Raw genomic sequence first — 19,770 nt, forward strand, 5'->3', positions numbered from 1 at the left:
CATGTTCCCAGAACGTATTTTCTCCGGCATGCGACCCACCGGGTCGCTGCACCTCGGTCATTACCACGGCGTGCTGAAAAACTGGGTGAAGCTGCAATCCGAGTACCCGTGCTTCTTCTGCGTCGTCGACTGGCATGCGCTGACGACGCACTACGAGACGCCCGAGGTCATCGAGAAGAACGTGTGGGACGTGCTGATCGACTGGCTCGCGTCCGGCATCGATCCGGCGCAGGCGACGCTGTTCATCCAGAGCAAGGTGCCCGAGCACGCGGAACTCGCGCTGCTGCTCGGCATGAGCACGCCGCTCGGCTGGCTCGAACGCGTGCCGACCTACAAGGAGCAGATGGAGAAGCTGAAGGACAAGGACCTGTCCACCTACGGCTTCCTCGGCTACCCGGTGCTGATGGCCGCCGACATCCTGCTGTATCGCGGCTCGCTGGTGCCGGTCGGCGAGGATCAGGTGCCGCACGTCGAGATGACGCGCGAGATCGCGCGCCGCTTCAACTACCTGTACGGCCGCGAGCCCGGTTTCGAGGAGAAGGCGCTCGAAGCCGCGAAGAAGCTCGGCGGCAAGCGCGCGAAGCTCTATCACGAGCTGCGCAACGCGTATCAGCAGGAAGGCGACGACGAGGCGCTCGAACAGGCGCGCGCGATGCTGCAGGAATCGCAAAGCCTGTCGATGAGCGACCGCGAGCGCCTGTTCGGCTATCTCGAAGGTGCGCGCAAGATCATCCTGGTCGAGCCGCAGGCGCTGCTGACCGAAGCGTCGCGGATGCCGGGCCTCGACGGGCAGAAGATGTCCAAGTCGTACGGCAACACGATCGGCCTGCGTGAAGACGCCGAGACGATCACGAAGAAGGTCCGCACGATGCCGACCGATCCCGCACGCGTGCGCCGCACCGATCCGGGCGATCCCGACAAGTGCCCGGTGTGGCAGCTTCACCAGGTCTACACGGACGAAGCGACGCACGAATGGGTGCAGAAGGGCTGCCGCTCGGCGGGCATCGGGTGCCTCGACTGCAAGCAGCCGGTCGTCGAAGGCATCCTGCGCGAACAGCAGCCGATGCTCGAGCGCGCGCAGAAGTACATGGACGATCCGTCGCTGCTGCGCGCGATCGTCGCGGACGGCTGCGACAAGGCGCGCAAGTACGCGACGGAAACGATGCGCGACGTGCGCGACGCGATGGGCCTGTCGTACAACTGATCCGGCGCATGAGCGAATCCGTCATCGCCGCCGCAGGTGGCCACGTCGGCCAGGCCGAGCCGTCGCGCTGGGTCGCGCAATGGGCGCGGCTCGTGCCGGCCGGCGGGGCGGTGCTGGACGTCGCCGCGGGCGGCGGCCGCCACGCGGGCTGGTTCGCGTCGCGCGGGCATCCGGTCGTCGCGCTCGACCGTGATCCGGCCGCGCTGGCCGCGTTGCGCGCGATTCCCGGCGTCGACGCCCGCGCGGCCGATCTCGAAGGCGCGCCATGGCCGCTGCCGGCCGGCGAGCGGTTTGCGGCCGTGATCGTCACGAATTACCTGCATCGCCCGCTCTGGCCCCATCTGCTCGATGCCGTGGCGCCGGGCGGCGTGCTGATTTACGAAACTTTCGCGCAAGGAAACGAAACGGTCGGAAAACCGTCCAACCCCGCGTTCCTGCTCGCCCCGGGCGAGTTGCTGGACGCGGTGCACGGCCGCCTGCGGGTGGTCGCGTACGAGGACGGTTTCGTGGCCGCGCCGCGCGAGGCATTCGTCCAGCGCCTCTGCGCAGTGCGCGAGGGCGCGACCCCGAAGGCGGGGGCGGGAATTCCACGTTACGAACTGCCCGGCTAATCCGCTACAATCTCAACGTTTACCGGTACACAATCAATCGCGTTTCATGGCTAACGGCACCCAAGACGGCATTCAAATCCGCGGCAGCATCCCCGCGATCGTCACCCCGATGCTCGAAGACGGCAGTCTCGACCTGCCGGCGTTTCGCAAACTGGTCGACTGGCACATCGCGGAAGGCACCGATGCGCTCGTCGTCGTCGGTACGAGCGGCGAGTCGGCAACGCTCAGCGTCGAAGAGCACATCCTGATGATCCGCACGGCGGTCGAGCATGCGGCGAAACGCATCCCGATCATCGCGGGCGCGGGCGGCAATTCGACCGCCGAGGCGATCGAGCTGACGAAGCACGCGAAAGCCGTCGGCGCGGACGCGACGCTGCAGGTCGTGCCGTACTACAACAAGCCGACGCAGGAAGGCATGTACCGCCACTTCCGGACGATCGCCGAAGCGGTCGACCTGCCGGTGATCCTGTACAACGTGCCGGGCCGGACGGTCGCGGACATGACGCACGAGACGACGCTGCGCCTCGCGGAAGTCCCGGGCATCATCGGCGTGAAGGAAGCGACCGGCAACATCGATCGCGCCGCGCACCTGATCAAGGCCGCGCCGAAGCATTTCGCGATCTACAGCGGCGACGATCCGACCGCGATCGCGCTGATGCTGCTCGGCGGCCACGGCAACATCTCGGTGACCGCGAACGTCGCGCCGCGCGCGATGAGCGAGCTGTGCCGCGCGGCGCTGGCCGGCGACGTGCAGACGGCCCGCGCGCTGCACATGAAACTGCTGTCGCTGCACAAGAACCTGTTCATCGAAGCGAATCCGATCCCGGTGAAGTGGGCGCTGCAGACGATGGGCAAGATGCAGGGCGGCATCCGGCTGCCGCTCACGGCGCTCGACGAGCGCTGCCACGATGCCGTGCGTTCGGCCCTCGTCGAGGCCGGCGTCCTCTGATGCCGAGGCGGCCGCGTCCTGCGGCCGCCGGCTCGACCCCTGATCAACCCGCACCGGCCGGCTCCGTCCGGCGCCGCTCCTGACGAGCGTTCTAGCAAGACGAAGGATTTCATGAAACGTTTCGCCTTTTCCTCTCGCGCCATCCAGTTGTCGGTGGTGGCGCTGGCGCTGGGCGCGCTCGCTGGCTGCGATACGCTGAACGACTACCTTGCCCCTGACCGGGTCAATTACAAGAACACCGGCTCGGCGCCGCCGCTCGCGGTGCCGAGCGACCTGAAGCCGGTGCAGACGACGCAGCAGTTCGTCGCGCCGCCGACCAACGCCGGGCTCGGCACGCTGCCGCCGCGGGCCACGACGCAGGCCGGCAATGCGACCGACGGCATCCCGAGCGCGCAGGATCCGCTCGGCATGCACATCGAGCGCGACGGCGATCGCCGCTGGCTCGTCGTCGACGGCCGGACGCCCGAGCAGCTGTGGCCGATCCTGAAGGAATTCTGGCAGGAGAACGGCTTCTCGCTGAAGACCGATGCGCCGTCGACGGGCATCATGGCCACCGACTGGGCCGAAAACCGCGCGAACATTCCGGACGACTGGTTCCGCCGCACGATCGGCCGGGTCATCGATTTCGCCTATTCGTCGGGCACGCGCGACCGCTTCCGCACGCTCGTGAACCGTACGTCCGACGGCAACACCGACATCTCGATCACGCACAGCGCGATGGAAGAAATGATGGTCGGCCCGCAGGGCGGCACGTCGTCGCGCTGGGAGGAGCGTCCGCGCAACCCGGTGCTCGAAGCCGTGTTCCTGTCGAAGCTGATGCAGAAGTTCGGCCTGACCGACGCGCAGGCGAAGCAGTTGCTGACCGATGCGCGCCCCGCGACGGCGCCGGCGCAGGTCAGCGACACGAGCGGCGGCGCCGCGACGCTGCAACTGGCCGAGTCGTTCGACCGCGCATGGCTGCGCGTGGGCCTGGCGCTCGACCGGACCAACTTCACGGTCGACAATCGCGACCGCGAGAAGGGCATGTACACCGTGCGCTATGCGAATTCGATGGAAGAGCTCAAGCGTGACGGCCTGTTCGGCAAGCTGTTCTACGGCGGCCCGTCGGCGGCCAAGCCGGGCAAGGAATACCTGATCAACGTGCGCGCGCAGGGCAACGGCGGCACGCAGGTCGCGGTGGTCGGCGCGAACGGCCAGGTCGACAACTCGTCGGACGCGCAGCGGCTCATTTCGCTGCTGCACGCGCAGCTGAACTGAGCGCGTGCGATTCGCCAGCCTCGGAAGCGGCAGCGAAGGCAACGCGCTGGTCGTCGAGGCCTCCAGCGGCACGACGACCACCCGCGTGCTGCTCGACTGCGGCTTTTCTGCCAAGGAGGTCGAGCGCCGGCTCGGCCGACTGAATCTCTGCATCGCCGATCTCGATGCGATCCTCATCACCCACGAACACAGCGACCACGTCGGCAGCGCGCTGACGCTTGCGCGCCGCGCGTCGTTGCCGCTCTACATGAGCTGGGGCACCGCGCGCGCGGTCGGCGCGGACGAGGCCGATGTCGATCTCCACGTGCTGTGGGGCGACGAGACGGCCGCGATAGGCGATCTCGCCGTGATGCCCTATACGGTTCCCCACGACGCGCGGGAACCGCTCCAGTTCGTCTTCATGGACGGAAACCGCCGGCTCGGCGTGTTGACGGACGTCGGGATGGCCACGCCGCACATCACGGCCGTCCTGAGCGGCTGTGACGCGCTGGTGCTCGAATCCAACCACGATACCGCGATGCTGGCCGCCAGCCGCTATCCGCAGTCGCTGAAGGCGCGGATCGGCGGCAACCACGGCCATCTGAGCAACGCCGCCGCGGCCGACATCCTCGCGTCGCTGGAACGCAGCCGTCTCCAGCACCTGGTCGCGGCCCATCTGAGCCAGCAGAACAATCTGCCGGAACTGGCCCGCCAGGCGTTTGGCGGCGTACTCGGGACGGACGGCGAAGATGTGGTCGTGGCCTCGCAGGACGCGGGCTTCGACTGGCTGATGCTCGGATGAGCGGAGCAGGGCTGCTGCTGCGGCCCGAAGCGTCTGCCGGCCGCTCGATTCGAAAGCGGCAGACGTAAAAAAACCGGCCCTCGGGCCGGTTTTTTTCAGCTGATGCTGAAGGCTTACTGGCTTGCGCCCGAAGCCGGAGCAGCCGTCGCTGCCGAAGCAGCCGACGCCACTGCAGCAGCAGCGTCGCTCGCAGCAGCCGTTGCCGACGAAGCAGCAGCCGAAGCGTCGCTCGCAGCACCAGCAACTGCCGAAGCAGCCGACGAAGCAGCAGCAGCCGCGTCGCTTGCAGCCGACGAAGCAGCTTGATCAGCGCTCTTGTTGCAAGCAGCCAGTGCAACAGCAGCCAACAGGGAAGCTACGAGGAGGGATTTCTTCATGATCACGTCCTTTTATGGTTAAAGGTAAGCAACAGCGCGAAACAATACCGGTAATGTGCTCCAACACCGACCTGGGCCGCTGGTGGAGATGCACTTCTTAGAGCGTGAATCTTCCCTACGGCTTGGGCGGAAATTATATGCACTTTCCTATCGACCGTCGACAAATGCGGGGTCAATACGTTGTCTTTCCCATACAGAATTTGATCTGTACGGGCATACGGGGCGACTCACACTAATTCCGGTTTCCGACCCGTATCCAGCCCGCACGATACCACTCGTGCAACAAGGCTGTCATCGAAGGGACCCGGGATAGTGTTACAAACCGTTTCGCCTCCATCTGACGTTGATTGGCCAGTTCGGGGAGCCATTCCTCGGCTTCCTCGAGCGGTTCTTCCTCGCCATTAATGAAGTACGAGCGCGCGTTATACATCAATGCGGCCCTTCTGTCGAGACGCACGCCACGGCGTGACGCTTGCGTGACGAATGCGGCCTCGGACAGCGGGCGCTCGGGCGGGTCGAAAACGACGTTCGATTTGGGCTCGCTCAGGTAGCAGCCGAGGAATTCGGCGACGTCGCGCTTGCGCCAGCGGATCGCGTCGACGATCTCGGCCACGCGTTCGACCATCGCCGGCGGCAGTTGCGCGGGCGCATCGACGGCCGGCTGCTTCGGATCGCGGTAGAGATCGTCGCTCCCCGCGTCGCGCAGGCCGCCGCGTTCCGCGAGGTAGTACAGGAACTGGGCGCTCAGCTCGCCGGCGGACGGCGCCCGGAAGCCGATCGAGCAGGTCATGCACTCGCCTTCGGCCACGCCGTCGTGCGCGATGTGCGGCGGCAGGTACAGCATGTCGCCGGGCTCCAGCACCCATTCGTCGCTCGGCTCGAAGTTCTCGAGGATCTTCAGCGGCACGTCCGGCTGCAGCGACAGATCCTTCTGCGCGCCGACCCGCCAGCGGCGCCGGCCTTCGACCTGCAGCAGGAACACGTCATACGAGTCGAAGTGCGGGCCGACGCCGCCGCCGTCCGTCGCATACGAGATCATCAGGTCGTCCAGCCGCGCGTCGGGGATGAAACGGAACCGGTCGAGCAACGCGCGCGCCGCGTCGACGTGCAGGTCGAGCCCCTGCACGAGCAGGGTCCAGGATTTGCGCGTCACGGGAGGCAGCGCGTCGGGCTCGAACGGACCGTGCGCCAGTTGCCACTTGTTACGAAAATGGGTGATCAATCGCGATTCCGCGTCATAGTCGGCGGCGAGCTCGAACAGCGCATCGCGCGTGACCGGCGACGCGACGCCGGGGATCGCCTGGCGGATCAGCAGCGGCTTCTTTTGCCAGTAGCCGCGCATGAATTGCGCCGGCGTGAGGCCGCCGAGCAGCGGCGTGGGAAGATCGGAGGGCGGCGCGCCGAGCGGGGCGGCAGCGGTATCCCGCGGTTCGGCTTGAGACCGGTTGCGCATCGTATAATGAGACTTGTATTTGGGAGAATTGGATGAAAATCGCAAAAAACACCGTCGTGTCGGTCACTTACAAGCTGTCGGACGCACAGGGCAATCTGATCGAGGAAAGCGACGAGCCGATGGTCTATCTGCACGGCGGCTATGATGGCACGTTCCCCAAGATCGAGGAACAGCTCGACGGCCACGAGGCAGGCTACCAGGCGCAGATCCAGCTCGAGCCGGAAGACGCGTTCGGCGACTACGATCCCGAGCTCGTGAAGATCGAGCCGCGCGACCGTTTTCCCGAGCCGCTCGAAGTGGGCATGCAGTTCGAAGGCACGCCGGAAGACGGTGACGAGGAAGCCGACTCGCTGATCTATACGGTCACCGATATCGCCGAGGACAAAGTCGTGCTCGACGGCAATCACCCGCTGGCGGGCATGGCGCTGCGTTTCGCGCTGACCGTGAAGGACGTTCGCGAAGCCACCGAAGACGAAATCGAGCACGAGCACGCGCATGGCGCGGAAGGGCTCGAGATCGTCGACGAGGACGACGACGAAGACGGCGAAGCGCCGTCAGGGCGTACGCTGCACTGAGCTTGCCGGCAGGCCCGGCGCCGGCCCCGATGCGGCGGGCGGTGCCGGCCACGACGCGCCGCCCGGTGCGGCGCTGTCACCCTGTAACGGCGGCGCGACCGACGACGCGTCGGGCAGCGCCGGCAGCGCGGGGATTTCCGGCATCTGTGGCAGCGGCACGTCGTCGCGCGGCACGAGCGGCAGCGTGGGCGGTATGGGCAGGTTCTTCGGCACCTCCTGCAGGCTCACGTTGAAGATCGTCTGCCGTGCCGGCGATACGCTCACTTTCACCCACTGATTCGCCGGATGGCGCGGTCCGATCGCGACGCGCGTCACGTTTCCTACCAGTTCACCGTCGTCGGCATGCAGCGGACGGTCGATCAGAAAGCCGTTCGGCAGCGGTTCGCCGCTCGCGTGCATCACCAGAATGGGGCCGCGGAACGTCGCCGCCGCCTTCACCAACGTTCGTTTCAGTTCGCGGAAGCCGTCGCGCACGCGCGGCCGGTTGAAACGCAGCCAGGCAAAGCGTTCCGCGCGTTCATAGCGTTCGAATTGCGGATCGCCTTCGAACATCACGACCATCGCGCGCGCTTCGCGCCGCTTCGCATATTCGGCCGCGTGATCGATCCAGAAGCCGTTCGCGATGATGCGGTCCTCGAATTCGCCGTTGCGGCCGCCCGCGGTTAAATAATGGTTGTTCGGCGCGGGCGCATTGAGTGCGACGTACACGATGTCGTCGCGCATCCAGCGTGCGTTCTCGCGATACGGCCGGAACCGTGCGACTTCGCTCTCCCGCGTGATCTGCAGTACACCGGGGTCGGGCAGTGCCGAATCGGCGAGCAGCGTCTGCCGCAGGAAGTCGAGCCGCTCGACCGGATCGTAGCCGCCGCCGGCCGCGGTGTTGCAGGCGATCCAGTCGTCGTGGCCGGGAATGAACACGAGCGGCACGCGCGCCGTATCCAGGATCGCCCCGCGCTGCGAATACAGCGCGTCGCGGCATGCTTCCTTCGAGCCTTTGAGATCGCCTGCGTAGACGACGAACGCGAGATTGCGCTCGCGTGCGATCGCATCGAGCAGCCGCTGCGCAGCCGGTTCGTCCGCCGGAGCATCGATGACGCCCGACACGACCGCGAACGAGTAGGTCGCTGCGCTGCGCTTGGGCGGCGCGGCCAGTGCATCGGCCTGCGCCAGCGCAAGCGCCGCCGCGACGAGCGCGGCGGCGGCGCGGGCCGGCAGGCCCCGCGGCATGCGCTTACGCGTGCCCGTCGGCATCGTGCGACCGGACCAGCGTGCGCAATTCATACAACAGGTCGAGCGCCTCTCGCGGCTTGAGATCGTCGGGATCGATGTCGCGCAGCTTTTCGAGCGCCGGATGCGGCGTGTCGGGCAATGCCGGCGCGTCCGCGCATTCGAGATCGTCGACGGCCGCGGGCGGCGCGCTGAAGAGATCGAGTTGCGGCGTGTGCTGGGATGCCGACTGCTGTTCGAGATACGCGAGGTGCTTGCGTGCGGCGCGGATCACCGGTGCCGGGACGCCCGCGAGTTGCGCAACCTGGAGGCCGTAGCTCTGGTTCGCCGGGCCTTCGTTGACCGCGTGCAGGAACACGATGCCGTGGCCGTGCTCGACGGCCGACAGGTGGACGTTGGCCGCCTGCGGGAATTCGGCCGGCAGTTGTGTCAGCTCGAAGTAGTGCGTCGCGAACAGCGTGTAGCACGCGTTGTGCGCCAGCAGGTGGCGCGCGATGGCCCAGGCGAGCGCAAGGCCGTCGAAGGTCGACGTGCCGCGGCCGATCTCGTCCATCAGCACGAGGCTTTGCGGTGTCGCGTCGTTGAGGATCGCCGCCGCTTCGGTCATCTCGACCATGAAGGTCGAGCGGCCGCCCGCGAGATCGTCGGCCGCGCCGATGCGCGTGAAGATCCGGTCGATCGGACCGAAGCACGCCGACTTCGCCGGCACGTAGCTGCCGACGTACGCCATCAGCGCGATCAGCGCGGTCTGCCGCATGAACGTCGACTTACCGCCCATGTTCGGTCCGGTGATCAGCAGCAGCTTGCGCTCGGTGCCGAATCGGCAGTCGTTGGCGATGAACTGCTCGACCTGCGCTTCGACGACCGGGTGGCGGCCCTGTTCGATTTCGATGCCGATCTCGTCGGTGAAGGTCGGCGCGACCCAGTCGAGTGCGCGTGCGCGTTCGGCGAAGGCGGCGAGCAGGTCGAGCTCGGCGAGGGCCGAGGCGACGCGCTGGCATTCGGGGATGAACGGCAGCAGCGCCTGCAACACCGAGTCGTACAGCGCGCGCTCGCGCGCCAACGCGCGTTCCTGCGCGGACAGTGCCTTGTCCTCGAAGGTCTTCAGTTCCGGCGTGATGTAGCGCTCGGCGTTCTTCAGCGTCTGGCGGCGGCGGTAATCGTCGGGCACCTTGTCGGTCTGGCCGCGCGTGACCTCGATGTAGAAGCCGTGCACCTTGTTGTATTCGACGCGCAGGTTCGCGATGCCGGTGCGCGCGCGCTCGCGCGCTTCGAGATCGATCAGGAACTGCCCGCAGTTCTCGGAAATGTCGCGCAGTTCGTCGAGCTCGGCATCGTAGCCACGTGCGATCACGCCGCCATCACGCACCATCGCGGCCGGCTCGGGGGCGATCGCGCTCGTCAGCAGGTCGAGGCATTCGGCAGGGGGCGCGAGCGCCGCGTCGACGCGCGCGAGCGCATCCGCGTTCGCGACGATCGCGCTGATGCGCTCGCGCAGCGCCGGCAGCGCGGCGAACGTGTCGCGCAGGCTCGACAGGTCGCGCGGGCGAGCGGACAGCAGCGCGAGCCGCCCGGTGATCCGTTCGACGTCGGCGATCTGGCGCAGCGCACTGCGCAGCGCATCGAGGCTCGCGTTGGCCGGTGCATCGAGCAGCGCGCCGATCGCCTGCTGGCGTGACTGCGCGGCGACCGACGCGCGCGGCGGGTGATGCAGCCAGTGACGCAGCAGGCGGCTGCCCATCGTCGTGCAGCAGGTGTCGAGCAGCGAATACAGCGTGGGCGACTCGGTGCCGCGCAGCGTTTCGGTCAATTCGAGGTTGCGGCGCGTGGCCGGGTCGAGCCCGATGTATTCGGTTTCGTTCTCCACCTTCAGGCTGCGCACGTGCCGCAGTTGCTGGCCTTGCGTGGCCGCGGCATAGAGCAGCAGCGCGCCGGCCGCGCCGCACGCGCTCGTCAGCGAATGCGCGCCGAAGCCGTCGAGGCTCGCGACGTCGAGTTGATCGCACAGCCGCTGCGTGCCCGACGCGATGTCGAAGTGCCAGGCCGGCATGCGCTTGCTTGCGCCCGCGCCGGTGGGAATGGTGTCGGTTGCGCCGTCCGGCGTCAGGATTTCGGCCGGCCGGATGCGTTCGAGCGCGGCGGCAAGCTGGTCGGGCTCGATTTCGGCGAGCCGCAATGCGCCGCTCGCGAGGTTCAGCCATGCGAGGCCGATATTGACCGCGACGCCGCGCTTGTTGTGGCCGGTGCACATCGCGAGCAGATAGACGTCGTTCTTGTCGGACAGCAGCGCGGCATCGGTCAGCGTGCCGGGCGTGACGACGCGCACGACCTTGCGCTCGACCGGGCCCTTCGACGTGGCGGGGTCGCCGATCTGCTCGCAGATCGCGACCGATTCGCCCATCTTCACGAGCTTCGCCAGATACTGCTCGACCGCGTGATGCGGGACGCCGGCCATCTTGATCGGCGTGCCGGCCGACGCGCCGCGCTGCGTGAGGGTCAGGTCGAGCAGGCGTGCCGCTTTTTCCGCGTCCTCGAAGAACAGCTCGTAGAAGTCGCCCATCCGGTAGAAGACGAGCGTGTCCGGATGATCGGCCTTGATGCGCAAGTACTGCTGCATCATCGGGGTGTGGCCGGCAAAGGCCTCGGGCGACAGCGTGGTCATAGATCAGGCATGAAGTTGTTGCTTGGGTTGCCCGAGTTTACCAGTGGCTTCGACGTCCACGCGCGAAGTTCGCCGTTTGGCCGATGGCCGGTGATGCCGAGTCGTCGCGATGTGACGAATGTACTCGCCCGACTGCCCACCCACGAAGCGTCCGGGATCGCCGGGCCGCTCCCGCGGCGTCGGGCATCCGGCGCCACCAAACTGGCAAGACGGGTTCACTTACAATCAGCAGAATGCGCTCGCCGTGTCCGGGAGCAACCTTGACCACGCCTATATCGGCGGCCTCGATGTCGTCTCGCGCGCGACGGCGCCTCGATTACCGTGCGGCAACAGGAGAACCTCGATGATCAAAGTCAGTGTCATGTACCCGTACGCCGCAGGCGCGCGCTTCGACCATGCTTACTACCGCGATACGCACATGCCAATGGTGAAACAGCGGCTCGGCGCGGCATGCTTGTACTACACGGTGGACAAGGGTATCGCAGGCGGCGCTCCCGGCGCGGACCCTGTTTACGTCGCCAAGTGCGATTTCGTCTGCACGTCCATCGAAGCTTTTCAGGCAGCCCGCGATCCGCACGCGCAGGAGATCATGGCCGACATCGCCAATTACACGGATATACGCCCCGTGCTGCAAATCAGTGAGGTGGTCGTGGAGCGTTCGGAAGGCTAACCAGGGTTCGGATATCGCCAGGCATCGCATCCGTGTATGACGCAGCGCCCGCGCTATCGTGGCGCGGATCGCGCTCGCTTGGCCTGATCGGATACGCTTGCCGCCGCGGAAAGGGCAGTACGAAATTCCGTGCGTCGAGCCACGAATGAAGCGTCCATGAAGCCACGGCGGGGCAGGCCGGCGGCGCTCAGGTCACGAACCTGCGCGTCCCGACCCGCCACCGCAGGTCAGGACGCGTGCCCCGACGTCAGACTGAGCGCCACCGCCTGCGCGACTTCGATGCCGTCGATCGCCGCCGAATAGATGCCGCCCGCATATCCCGCGCCTTCGCCGGCCGGATACAGGCCTTCGACGTTCATGCTCTGGTAGTCGTCCTTGCGTCGAATCCGGATCGGCGACGACGTGCGCGTCTCCACGCCGGTGAGCACGGCGTCGTGCATCGCGAAGCCGGCGATCTTCTTGTCGATCTCGGGCAGCGCTTCGCGGATCGCCTCGATCACGTAGTCCGGCAGTGCGGTACTGAGGTCGGTCGGATTCACGCCGGGCTTGTACGACGGCTCCACCGAGCCCAGCGACGTCGACGGCCGGCCCGCGATGAAATCGCCGACCAGCTGGCCCGGCGCGCGGTAGTCGCCGCCGCCGAGCTCGAACGCGCGTTCTTCCCATTTGCGCTGGAACGCGATGCCGGCGAGCGGGCCGCCCGGATAATCGTCCGGCGTGATGCCGACGACGATGCCCGCATTCGCGTTGCGCTCCGCGCGGGAATACTGGCTCATCCCGTTGGTGACCACGCGGCCCGGCTCCGAGGTCGCGGCGACCACCGTGCCGCCGGGGCACATGCAGAAGCTGTAGACCGCGCGCCCGTTGCTGCAGTGGTGGACCACCTTGTAGTCGGCCGCGCCGAGCTGCTTGTGGCCCGCGAACTTGCCGAAGCGGCTGCGATCGATCAGCCCCTGTGGATGCTCGATGCGGAAACCCAGCGAGAACGGTTTCGCTTCGATATAGACGCCGCGGTCGTGCAGCATCTGGAACGTGTCGCGCGCGCTGTGGCCCACGGCCAGCACCACGCGGTCGCACCGCAGCGTTTCGCCGTTCGACAGCTTGAGCGCGCGCACCTTGCCCTGGTCGATTTCGATGTCGTCGACGCGGGTTTCGAAACGCACTTCGCCACCGAGTTCGTGGATCGACGCGCGCATTTTTTCCACCATGCTGACGAGGCGGAACGTGCCGATGTGCGGGCGGCTCAGGTACAGGATGTCCTCGGGCGCACCGGCCTTGACGAATTCGTCCAGCACCTTGCGGCCATAGTGGTTCGGATCCTTGATCTGGCTGTACAGCTTGCCGTCGGAAAACGTCCCCGCGCCGCCTTCGCCGAACTGCACGTTGGATTCGGGATTGAGCACGCTCTTGCGCCACAGGCCGAAGGTGTCCTTGGTGCGCTCGCGCACGGCCTTGCCGCGTTCGAGGATGATGGGACGGAACCCCATCTGCGCGAGGATCAGCCCCGCGAACAGCCCGCACGGCCCCATGCCGATGACGACCGGGCGCAGGAAGTCGGCGTGTTCGGGCGCCTTCGTGACGAAGTGGTACGCCATGTCGGGCGTCACGCCGCAATGCGGCTTGCCGGCGATGCGCTCGAGCGCGGCCGCTTCGTCCTTGACCTCGATATCGACGATATACGTGAGCTTGATGTCGGCACGCTTGCGGGCGTCGTGCGCGCGGCGGAACACGGTGTAACGGAGCAGTTGGTCTGGCGCCACGCCGAGCTCCGCGAGGCGCGCGCGAATCGCGGCCTCGAGCGCGCTCTCGGGGTGGTCGAGGGGGAGTTTAATTTCGCTTAGCCGTAACATGGGGACTCGGATGCGATTGCCACGGCGCCGTGGCGGTGTTGATACAGGCGGGGCCGGCACCCCGGCGGCGGCGTCGTTCGCCGCGCGGGCATGCCGGACGCAAACCCTTCGCTGTCGTTGCGGGACAAGCGGTGCGGGCGGCAGTACGCCGACTCGTCCGGGCAACTCGGGCAACTTCAGGATAGGCGCACGAAGCAGCCCGTGTGCACGGAAAATTGTCTCGTATGTCGGGCGATCGGCGCGCCATCATGACGATGCCGCGCGAGCGGTTTGCGTGAAAGCCGCGCCACGCGGGCGCGGCCCGGGCTTACTCCGCTGCCGGATGCACGCGGCTGTAGCGGTTCAGGATCGGGATCATCTGCGCGTAGATCTTCGGGTTCGCGGCGACGATCTCGTGGCGATGCAGGAAATCGGCGTCGCCCGTGTAGTTGCCGACGAGGCCGCCGGCCTCGGTGATCAGCAGGCTGCCCGCCGCCATGTCCCACACGTTGATGCCTTGCTCGAAGAACGCGTCGAGGCGGCCGGCCGCGACGTTCGCGAGATCGAGTGCCGCCGCGCCCGGGCGGCGCAGGCCCGTGCAGGCCTGCGTCATTTCGGTGAAGAGGCGTGCGTAGGCGTCGAGGCCGTCCTTCTCGCGGAACGGGAAGCCCGTGCCGACGAGTGCATCTGCCAGGCGGTCGCGGCGGCCGACGCGGATGCGGCGGTCGTTCAGGTACGCGCCGCGGCCGCGGGTGGCCGTGAACAGGTCGTTCTTGTTCGGATCGTAGACGACGGCCTGCGTGACGACGCCCTTGTGCTCGAGCGCGATCGACACGCAGTAGTACGGGAAGCCGTGGATGAAGTTGGTCGTGCCGTCGAGCGGATCGATGATCCACTTGAATTCGGATTCGTTCTCGGATTCGCCCGATTCCTCCGCGAGGATCGCGTGGTCGGGGTAGGCGGTCTTCAGCGTCTCGATGATCGCGTCTTCGGCGGCCTTGTCCACTTCGGTGACGAAGTCGTTCTGCTGCTTCTTGCGGATCTCGATCAGGTCGAGATCGAGGGACGCGCGATTGATGATCTGTCCGGCGCGGCGCGCAGCCTTGACAGCAATGTTGAGCATGGGATGCATGAGCCTGGATCCTGTAGCCGGCGGCAGGGCCGCCACGAAGTGGGACAACCGCCCGGAACGGCGCAAGCGTGCCGGGGCGAGGTGAGACGCGAATTGACAAAGAGCGGGGTACGACCCGCGCTGCGCCGGGCGCAACGCGTAAAGGCATGATTTTACCCGATTTTCGGCGGTTTCAGGCGACCGGCATGCGGGGAAACCCCCACTGGCCATCCGGACGAGTGGGTTTGCCGGGGCGATGGCGATACCATACGGCCATTCTGATGAACCGAGTCGTATCGTAGTGGAAACTCCGCAGAACACCGCCGCGCCGTCCGAATCGGGCGTGGCCTCGTCCCCGCCGCCGTCCGGCGGCTTCACGTCCACCCGCTTCGTGCTCGTCGAGCCGAGCCATCCCGGCAACGTCGGGGCGGCCGCCCGCGCGCTGAAGACGATGGGCTTCTCCCGCCTCGTGCTGGTCGCGCCGCGCGTGCCGCACGTGCAGAGCGACCCCGAGGCGATCGCGATGGCCAGCGGCGCGGACGACGTCCTCGCGTCCGCGCATGTCGTGCCGACGCTCGGCGAAGCGCTGTCCGGCGTGCACTGGTCGATCGCGCTGACCGCGCGCACGCGCGAATACGGGCCGCCGCGCCTCGCGCCGCGCGCGGCTGCCACACAGGCGAGCGCGCAGGTCGGCACGGGCGACATCGCGCTCGTGTTCGGCAACGAGCGCACCGGTCTCGCGAACGAGCATGTCGAGCAGTGCAGCGCGCTCGCGCACATTCCGGCCAATCCGGCCTACAGTTCGCTGAATCTCGCGCAGGCCGTGCAAGTGCTCGCATACGAGTTGCGCGTCGCGTTTCTCGAGCAGGCGAGCGAGCCGTCGGCGCAGCCGCAGGCCGAAGCCGGCACGCTCGCGCAGAGCGACGAGATCGAGCGGATGTACGTGCACCTCGAGAACGCGTTGATCGCGCTCGACTTCCTCGATCCGCGCAATCCGAAGAAGCTGATGCCGCGGCTGCGGCGCCTGTTCGCACGCACGGGCCTCGAGCGCGAGGAGGTCAACATCCTGCGCGGCATCGCGAAGCACATCCTGCTGAAGTCGGGCAAACCGGGCGGCGACGCGTAAGCGGCTGGCGCTCCGATTGCCGGGGGCGGGGGAGTTCGCTCGATGCGGCGTGCGTTCGGCCGGGCCATGTGTCGACCGACCGCACGCGTCGAACCTGCTGTTTCTCCCGACCGATCGGCCCCGGAAACCCCGGCGTAGCAAGCGTTCCGGCCTAATACCCGTGCCGACGGCGGGGTGAACGCGCGGCCGCGTGCGGCCGGGCACGACTGGCCCTACAATCGCCGGACGTCATAAGTAAATTACCCGGCGCGATAACGGCCGGCATTGCCGGCGATGCGCGCCGGCCTTTTCCCAGATCACATCATGTTCACGAGACTGCGCGAAGACGTCGCAACGATTCGCGAGCGGGATCCCGCCGCTCGCAGTGCGTGGGAAGTGCTGACCTGTTATCCGGGGCTGCATGCGCTCGTGCTGCACCGTTTCGCGCACGCATGCTGGCGCGCGAAGCGCTACTGGCTCGCGCGGTTCGTGTCGCAGGCCGGCCGGTTCCTGACCGGCATCGAGATTCACCCCGGCGCGACGATCGGCCGGCGCGTGTTCATCGATCACGGCATGGGCGTCGTGATCGGCGAGACGGCGATCATCGGCGACGATTGCACGATCTATCAGGGCGTGACGCTGGGCGGCACGTCGCTCACGCGCGGCGCGAAGCGCCACCCGACGCTCGAGGCCGGCGTGATCGTCGGCGCCGGCGCGAAGGTGCTCGGCGGTTTCACGGTCGGCGCGGGCGCGAAGATCGGTTCGAACGCGGTGGTCGTCAAGCCGGTGCCGGCGGGCGGCACGGCGGTCGGCAACCCGGCGCGCATCGTGATGCCCGCGCAGCCGAAGCCGCAGACCGAGCGCGCGGCATTCAGCGCATACGGGATCACGCCGAACGCCGACGATCCGATGTCGCTCGCGATCCACGGGCTGATCGATCACGCGGCGAAGGAAAGCCGCCGCGTCGACGAGATCGTCGCGGCGCTCGAGCGGCTCGGCACGCATCTGGAAACGCTGCAGGGCGCCGACGCGGCGCGCCTCGACCTGCGCAGGCTGTCGGCGGTGCTGGAAGGCAAGACGGTCGAACGCCAGACGTAACCCACGCGATGGGCGCTGATCGCTGCCGGTCAGTGCGACGGCAGCGCCGGCGTCAGTCGAGCGGCATCGCGTGGATGCCTTCCGCGTCGACGCGCAGGTAGCCGCCGCGCGGCGTGCCGTGATCGAGATCCCAGTCGGGCAGCACCCAGCGGATTCCGCCCGGCTCCGCGTGGCGCGCGGGGCGGTGCGTGTGGCCGTGAATGATCACGCTCGCGCGGCTTTTCCGGAACAGCGCGGCCACGCCATCCCGCGTGACGTCGTAGATGGCCGAAGCCGGGCGCATCCGGCCCGCTTCACTGTTCGAGCGCATGCGCCGCGCGAGCGCGCGGCGCCAGCGGAACGGCCACGCGAGAAACAGCCATTGCGCGACGCGATTGCGCGCGAAGCGCCGGAACACCTGGTAGCCGCGGTCGGCCGTGCATTGCGCGTCGCCGTGCGCGAGCACGATGCGCTGGCCGAACGCCATGATCAGCGAAGGGTCGGGCAGCAGCATCGCGCCGGCCGCCTTCATGAAGCGCCGGCCGAGCAGGAAATCACGGTTGCCGTGCATCACGTAGAGCGCGATGCCGCGCTCCGAGAACGTGTGCATCAGCGCGGCCATGCGCGCGGCGAACGGATCGTCGTCGAGGATGTCGTCGCCGATCCAGTATTCGAACAGGTCGCCGAGGATGAACACCGAGTCGGCGCTGTCGGCGGTGTATTTCACGAAATGCTCGAACGCGGCGACCGTCTTCGGAATCGCCTCGCTCAGGTGCAGATCGGAGAGAAACAGGAACGGGCGTGCGGCTTGCGCGTACTCGCGCTCGCCCGGCACGCCCGCGGAGACGCTTCGCGGCGGACTCTCCTGCAACATCGAAGTGCCTCCGTAACGACTATGCGTCAGACCACCACGGCCTTTTCGATCACGACGTCGTCGGTCGGCACGTCCTGATGGAAGCCGGCGTTGCCCGTCTTGACGCCCTTGATCTTGTCGACCACGTCCTGGCCTTCGACGACCTTGCCGAACACCGCGTAGCCCCAGCCCTGCGGCGTCGGCGACGAGTGGTTCAGGAAGTCGTTGTCGTTCACGTTGATGAAGAACTGGGCGGTCGCCGAGTGCGGATCGTTCGTGCGTGCCATCGCGACCGTGTAGTTGTCGTTCTTCAGGCCGTTGTTCGCTTCGTTGTCGATCGGCGCGTCGGTCGGCTTCTGCTTCAGGCCCGGCTCGAAGCCGCCGCCCTGGATCATGAAGCCGTTGATCACGCGATGGAACACGGTGCCGTCGTAATGGCCCTTCTTCACGTAGTTCAGGAAGTTCTCGACCGTCTTCGGTGCCTTCGCGGCGTCGAGTTCGAGCTTGATCACGCCGTGGTTCGTATGCAGTTCAACCATGATGAATTCCTTCGGTGAGGCGGTTTAAATGGCACGCGGCCGGTCGTGCGACGCGGCCGCGTGTGGCGCCGGACGTGCCGGCAGGTGCTTACTTCGAGACGATGCTCGCCGACTCGATCACGACCGGTTGCGCCGGTACGTCCTGCATCGGGCCGCGCGAGGTCGTCGCCACGCCTTCGATCTTCTTCACGACGTCGAGGCCCGACACGACCTTGCCGAACACCGCATAGCCGTTGCCGTCCGGGTTCGGATAGTCGAGGCCGCCGTTGTCGACCGTATTGATGAAGAACTGCGCGGTGGCCGAATTCGGATCGCTCGTGCGCGCCATCGCGATCGTGCCCGTCAGGTTCTTCAGACCATTGCGGCTTTCCAGCGGGATCGGCGCGCGGGTCGGCTTTTCCTCGAAGTTGGTCTTGTAGCCGCCGCCCTGGATCATGAAGCCCTTGATCACGCGATGGAAGATCGTGCCGTTGTACTGGCCGGCCTTCACGTAATCGAGGAAGTTGGCGACGGATTTCGGCGCCTTCTCCGGATAGAGCTCGACGCGGATGTCGCCCTGCGAGGTCTTCAGCTGCACGACGGGGTGCGCGGTGGCCGTTTGCGCGAACGCGGGCGCGGTCGCGAGAAGGGCGGCGCCGCCAAGCGCCAGCAACAGACGTTTCATTGCGATCCTCAGGTTGGGAGGGAAGGAAGGCCGCGCCGCTTATTGCGACGGCGCGACGTACGGTGCCGCCAGTGCGCCCGACGGACCGCTGAACTGGAACGTCGGCGACATCGGCAGCGTGGTGGTGCTCACGTTCGCGGCGGCGCGGTCGGTGTAGTCGCGCGTGGCCGGCGACGTCGCGCGGGCGTTCGGCGCGGCTTTCGACGGCGACACGATCTTCTGCAGATCGGCGAGGCGCTGCGCGGTCGCGCCGCTCGTGCGGCCGAGCGATTGCGCGCGCTTGTACGATTCGGCCGCGAGACGCAGGTAGAGATCGCCGAGGTTCTCGTACGCGAGCGAGTAGCCCGGGTTCGATTGCGTCGCGGTGACGAGCGCGGTGCGCGCCTCGTCATAGCGGCCGTGCTTCGCGTAGAGCGCCGCGAGGTTGTTGTACGGCTCGGGCAGTTCGGGGTACGCCTGCGTGATCGCGACGAACTGCTGGATCGCGTCGTCGTCGCGGTTCAGGCGGGCCAGCACGGTGCCGCGCTTGAACTGCGCCTGCACGTCGTGCGGGTTCGACGCGATGCGCGCGTCGAGCTGCGCGAGCGCCTGCTGCCACTGCTTGCCGGCGATCGATGCGTCGATTTCGGGCGTGCCGTCGGCGACCGCCGGGGCCTTTTGCGCATGCGCCGCGGGCGCCGCGAAAAGCGTCAGCGCGACGCTCATGACGGTGGTCGCAACGAGGGTCGCAGCGCTCGGCGCGCGGCCGCGATGAGGTTTCATAGGCGTAAATCGGAATGTTATACTCCGAGCCATTCTAACAAAACGTCTGCGCGTTCCGGCGAGC

The 19,770-nt window shown here is 67.1% G+C and carries 19 protein-coding genes and 1 pseudogene; 10 read left to right on the forward strand and 10 right to left on the reverse strand.

Annotated features, from left to right (window positions below):
• Window position 1 precedes the first annotated feature (1 nt).
• The 6 genes from BLS50_RS14385 to BLS50_RS35930 all read left to right on the forward strand — a co-directional run bounded on the left by BLS50_RS14385 (window position 2) and on the right by BLS50_RS35930 (window position 5,108).
• Window positions 2-1,204, forward strand: a complete 1,203-nt coding sequence (locus BLS50_RS14385; protein WP_006487046.1) for a tryptophan--tRNA ligase — start codon at window positions 2-4, stop codon at window positions 1,202-1,204.
• An 8-nt stretch (window positions 1,205-1,212) separates the two neighbouring features.
• Window positions 1,213-1,815, forward strand: coding sequence for a class I SAM-dependent methyltransferase (locus BLS50_RS14390; protein WP_006478415.1), 603 nt, complete (start codon window positions 1,213-1,215; stop codon window positions 1,813-1,815).
• A gap of 46 nt (window positions 1,816-1,861) precedes the next feature.
• Window positions 1,862-2,764, forward strand: coding sequence for a 4-hydroxy-tetrahydrodipicolinate synthase (dapA, locus tag BLS50_RS14395; RefSeq protein ID WP_012328805.1), 903 nt, complete (start codon window positions 1,862-1,864; stop codon window positions 2,762-2,764).
• A 111-nt stretch (window positions 2,765-2,875) separates the two neighbouring features.
• The gene (bamC, locus tag BLS50_RS14400; RefSeq protein WP_006478417.1) at window positions 2,876-4,021 is read left to right on the forward strand and encodes an outer membrane protein assembly factor BamC; all 1,146 of its coding nucleotides are present in this window, start codon (window positions 2,876-2,878) and stop codon (window positions 4,019-4,021) included.
• 4 nt (window positions 4,022-4,025) lie between these two features.
• Window positions 4,026-4,802, forward strand: coding sequence for an MBL fold metallo-hydrolase (locus BLS50_RS14405; protein ID WP_011549482.1), 777 nt, complete (start codon window positions 4,026-4,028; stop codon window positions 4,800-4,802).
• 102 nt (window positions 4,803-4,904) lie between these two features.
• A complete protein-coding gene (locus BLS50_RS35930; protein WP_006487056.1) occupies window positions 4,905-5,108 on the forward strand; it encodes a hypothetical protein in 204 nt (67 codons plus the stop codon).
• Here BLS50_RS35930 and BLS50_RS36535 read toward each other — a convergent pair.
• Window positions 5,109-5,355: pseudogene (locus BLS50_RS36535) on the reverse strand (hypothetical protein).
• Between the two features lie 56 nt (window positions 5,356-5,411).
• A complete protein-coding gene (locus BLS50_RS14420; protein ID WP_074802487.1) occupies window positions 5,412-6,632 on the reverse strand; it encodes a cupin domain-containing protein in 1,221 nt (406 codons plus the stop codon).
• A 32-nt stretch (window positions 6,633-6,664) separates the two neighbouring features.
• Between BLS50_RS14420 and BLS50_RS14425 the strand changes: the two genes are divergently transcribed.
• Window positions 6,665-7,207, forward strand: a complete 543-nt coding sequence (locus BLS50_RS14425; RefSeq protein ID WP_011694320.1) for an FKBP-type peptidyl-prolyl cis-trans isomerase — start codon at window positions 6,665-6,667, stop codon at window positions 7,205-7,207.
• Here BLS50_RS14425 and BLS50_RS14430 read toward each other — a convergent pair.
• Window positions 7,187-8,434, reverse strand: a complete 1,248-nt coding sequence (locus BLS50_RS14430; RefSeq protein WP_074802815.1) for a hypothetical protein — start codon at window positions 8,432-8,434, stop codon at window positions 7,187-7,189. The genes BLS50_RS14425 and BLS50_RS14430 overlap by 21 nt on opposite strands.
• Window positions 8,435-8,438: 4 nt before the next feature.
• Window positions 8,439-11,096, reverse strand: a complete 2,658-nt coding sequence (gene mutS, locus BLS50_RS14435) for a DNA mismatch repair protein MutS (protein ID WP_074802488.1) — start codon at window positions 11,094-11,096, stop codon at window positions 8,439-8,441.
• Between the two features lie 343 nt (window positions 11,097-11,439).
• Between mutS and BLS50_RS14445 the strand changes: the two genes are divergently transcribed.
• A complete protein-coding gene (locus tag BLS50_RS14445; RefSeq protein ID WP_027805802.1) occupies window positions 11,440-11,766 on the forward strand; it encodes an EthD family reductase in 327 nt (108 codons plus the stop codon).
• A gap of 227 nt (window positions 11,767-11,993) precedes the next feature.
• Here the strand turns inward: BLS50_RS14445 and BLS50_RS14450 are convergent, their stop codons facing one another.
• On the reverse strand, window positions 11,994-13,616 hold the full coding sequence (locus BLS50_RS14450) for an NAD(P)/FAD-dependent oxidoreductase (RefSeq protein ID WP_074802489.1): 1,623 nt from the start codon (window positions 13,614-13,616) through the stop codon (window positions 11,994-11,996).
• Between the two features lie 307 nt (window positions 13,617-13,923).
• Window positions 13,924-14,727, reverse strand: a complete 804-nt coding sequence (locus BLS50_RS14455) for an inositol monophosphatase family protein (RefSeq protein ID WP_011549489.1) — start codon at window positions 14,725-14,727, stop codon at window positions 13,924-13,926.
• 280 nt (window positions 14,728-15,007) lie between these two features.
• Between BLS50_RS14455 and BLS50_RS14460 the strand changes: the two genes are divergently transcribed.
• Together BLS50_RS14460 and cysE are read left to right on the forward strand one after the other, a co-directional pair.
• A complete protein-coding gene (locus BLS50_RS14460) occupies window positions 15,008-15,832 on the forward strand; it encodes an RNA methyltransferase (protein WP_074802490.1) in 825 nt (274 codons plus the stop codon).
• Between the two features lie 303 nt (window positions 15,833-16,135).
• Window positions 16,136-16,909: a serine O-acetyltransferase gene (cysE, locus tag BLS50_RS14465; protein ID WP_074802491.1), complete on the forward strand. Its 774-nt coding sequence runs from the start codon at window positions 16,136-16,138 to the stop codon at window positions 16,907-16,909.
• Between the two features lie 52 nt (window positions 16,910-16,961).
• Here the strand turns inward: cysE and BLS50_RS14470 are convergent, their stop codons facing one another.
• The 4 genes from BLS50_RS14470 to BLS50_RS14485 form a co-directional block, all read right to left on the reverse strand.
• A complete protein-coding gene (locus tag BLS50_RS14470) occupies window positions 16,962-17,762 on the reverse strand; it encodes a UDP-2,3-diacylglucosamine diphosphatase (RefSeq protein WP_074802492.1) in 801 nt (266 codons plus the stop codon).
• Window positions 17,763-17,788: 26 nt separating this feature from the next.
• Window positions 17,789-18,280: a peptidylprolyl isomerase gene (locus BLS50_RS14475; protein ID WP_006478428.1), complete on the reverse strand. Its 492-nt coding sequence runs from the start codon at window positions 18,278-18,280 to the stop codon at window positions 17,789-17,791.
• A gap of 88 nt (window positions 18,281-18,368) precedes the next feature.
• Window positions 18,369-18,944, reverse strand: coding sequence for a peptidylprolyl isomerase (locus BLS50_RS14480; RefSeq protein WP_006478429.1), 576 nt, complete (start codon window positions 18,942-18,944; stop codon window positions 18,369-18,371).
• Window positions 18,945-18,983: 39 nt separating this feature from the next.
• Window positions 18,984-19,706 (reverse strand): tetratricopeptide repeat protein, encoded by a 723-nt coding sequence (locus tag BLS50_RS14485; protein WP_074802493.1) that lies wholly within the window; start codon window positions 19,704-19,706, stop codon window positions 18,984-18,986.
• Window positions 19,707-19,770: the final 64 nt, after the last annotated feature.

The sequence above is a fragment of the Burkholderia orbicola genome, from assembly GCF_900100915.1.
In the GTDB taxonomy this organism is placed as follows: Bacteria; Pseudomonadota; Gammaproteobacteria; order Burkholderiales; family Burkholderiaceae; genus Burkholderia; species Burkholderia orbicola.

Excerpts from the sequence above, each read along its gene's own strand:
- BLS50_RS14385 (WP_006487046.1), top strand. The coding sequence starts at position 2 with ATGTTCCCAGAACGTATTTTCTCCGGCATGCGACCCACCGGGTCGCTG.
- BLS50_RS14390 (WP_006478415.1), top strand. The coding sequence starts at position 1,213 with ATGAGCGAATCCGTCATCGCCGCCGCAGGTGGCCACGTCGGCCAGGCC.
- dapA (WP_012328805.1), top strand. The coding sequence starts at position 1,862 with ATGGCTAACGGCACCCAAGACGGCATTCAAATCCGCGGCAGCATCCCC.
- bamC (WP_006478417.1), top strand. The coding sequence starts at position 2,876 with ATGAAACGTTTCGCCTTTTCCTCTCGCGCCATCCAGTTGTCGGTGGTG.
- BLS50_RS35930 (WP_006487056.1), top strand. The coding sequence starts at position 4,905 with ATGCTGAAGGCTTACTGGCTTGCGCCCGAAGCCGGAGCAGCCGTCGCT.
- BLS50_RS14420 (WP_074802487.1), bottom strand. The coding sequence starts at position 6,632 with ATGCGCAACCGGTCTCAAGCCGAACCGCGGGATACCGCTGCCGCCCCG.
- BLS50_RS14425 (WP_011694320.1), top strand. The coding sequence starts at position 6,665 with ATGAAAATCGCAAAAAACACCGTCGTGTCGGTCACTTACAAGCTGTCG.
- BLS50_RS14430 (WP_074802815.1), bottom strand. The coding sequence starts at position 8,434 with ATGCCGCGGGGCCTGCCGGCCCGCGCCGCCGCCGCGCTCGTCGCGGCG.
- mutS (WP_074802488.1), bottom strand. The coding sequence starts at position 11,096 with ATGACCACGCTGTCGCCCGAGGCCTTTGCCGGCCACACCCCGATGATG.
- BLS50_RS14445 (WP_027805802.1), top strand. The coding sequence starts at position 11,440 with ATGATCAAAGTCAGTGTCATGTACCCGTACGCCGCAGGCGCGCGCTTC.
- BLS50_RS14450 (WP_074802489.1), bottom strand. The coding sequence starts at position 13,616 with ATGTTACGGCTAAGCGAAATTAAACTCCCCCTCGACCACCCCGAGAGC.
- BLS50_RS14455 (WP_011549489.1), bottom strand. The coding sequence starts at position 14,727 with ATGCATCCCATGCTCAACATTGCTGTCAAGGCTGCGCGCCGCGCCGGA.
- cysE (WP_074802491.1), top strand. The coding sequence starts at position 16,136 with ATGTTCACGAGACTGCGCGAAGACGTCGCAACGATTCGCGAGCGGGAT.
- BLS50_RS14470 (WP_074802492.1), bottom strand. The coding sequence starts at position 17,762 with ATGTTGCAGGAGAGTCCGCCGCGAAGCGTCTCCGCGGGCGTGCCGGGC.
- BLS50_RS14475 (WP_006478428.1), bottom strand. The coding sequence starts at position 18,280 with ATGGTTGAACTGCATACGAACCACGGCGTGATCAAGCTCGAACTCGAC.
- BLS50_RS14480 (WP_006478429.1), bottom strand. The coding sequence starts at position 18,944 with ATGAAACGTCTGTTGCTGGCGCTTGGCGGCGCCGCCCTTCTCGCGACC.
- BLS50_RS14485 (WP_074802493.1), bottom strand. The coding sequence starts at position 19,706 with ATGAAACCTCATCGCGGCCGCGCGCCGAGCGCTGCGACCCTCGTTGCG.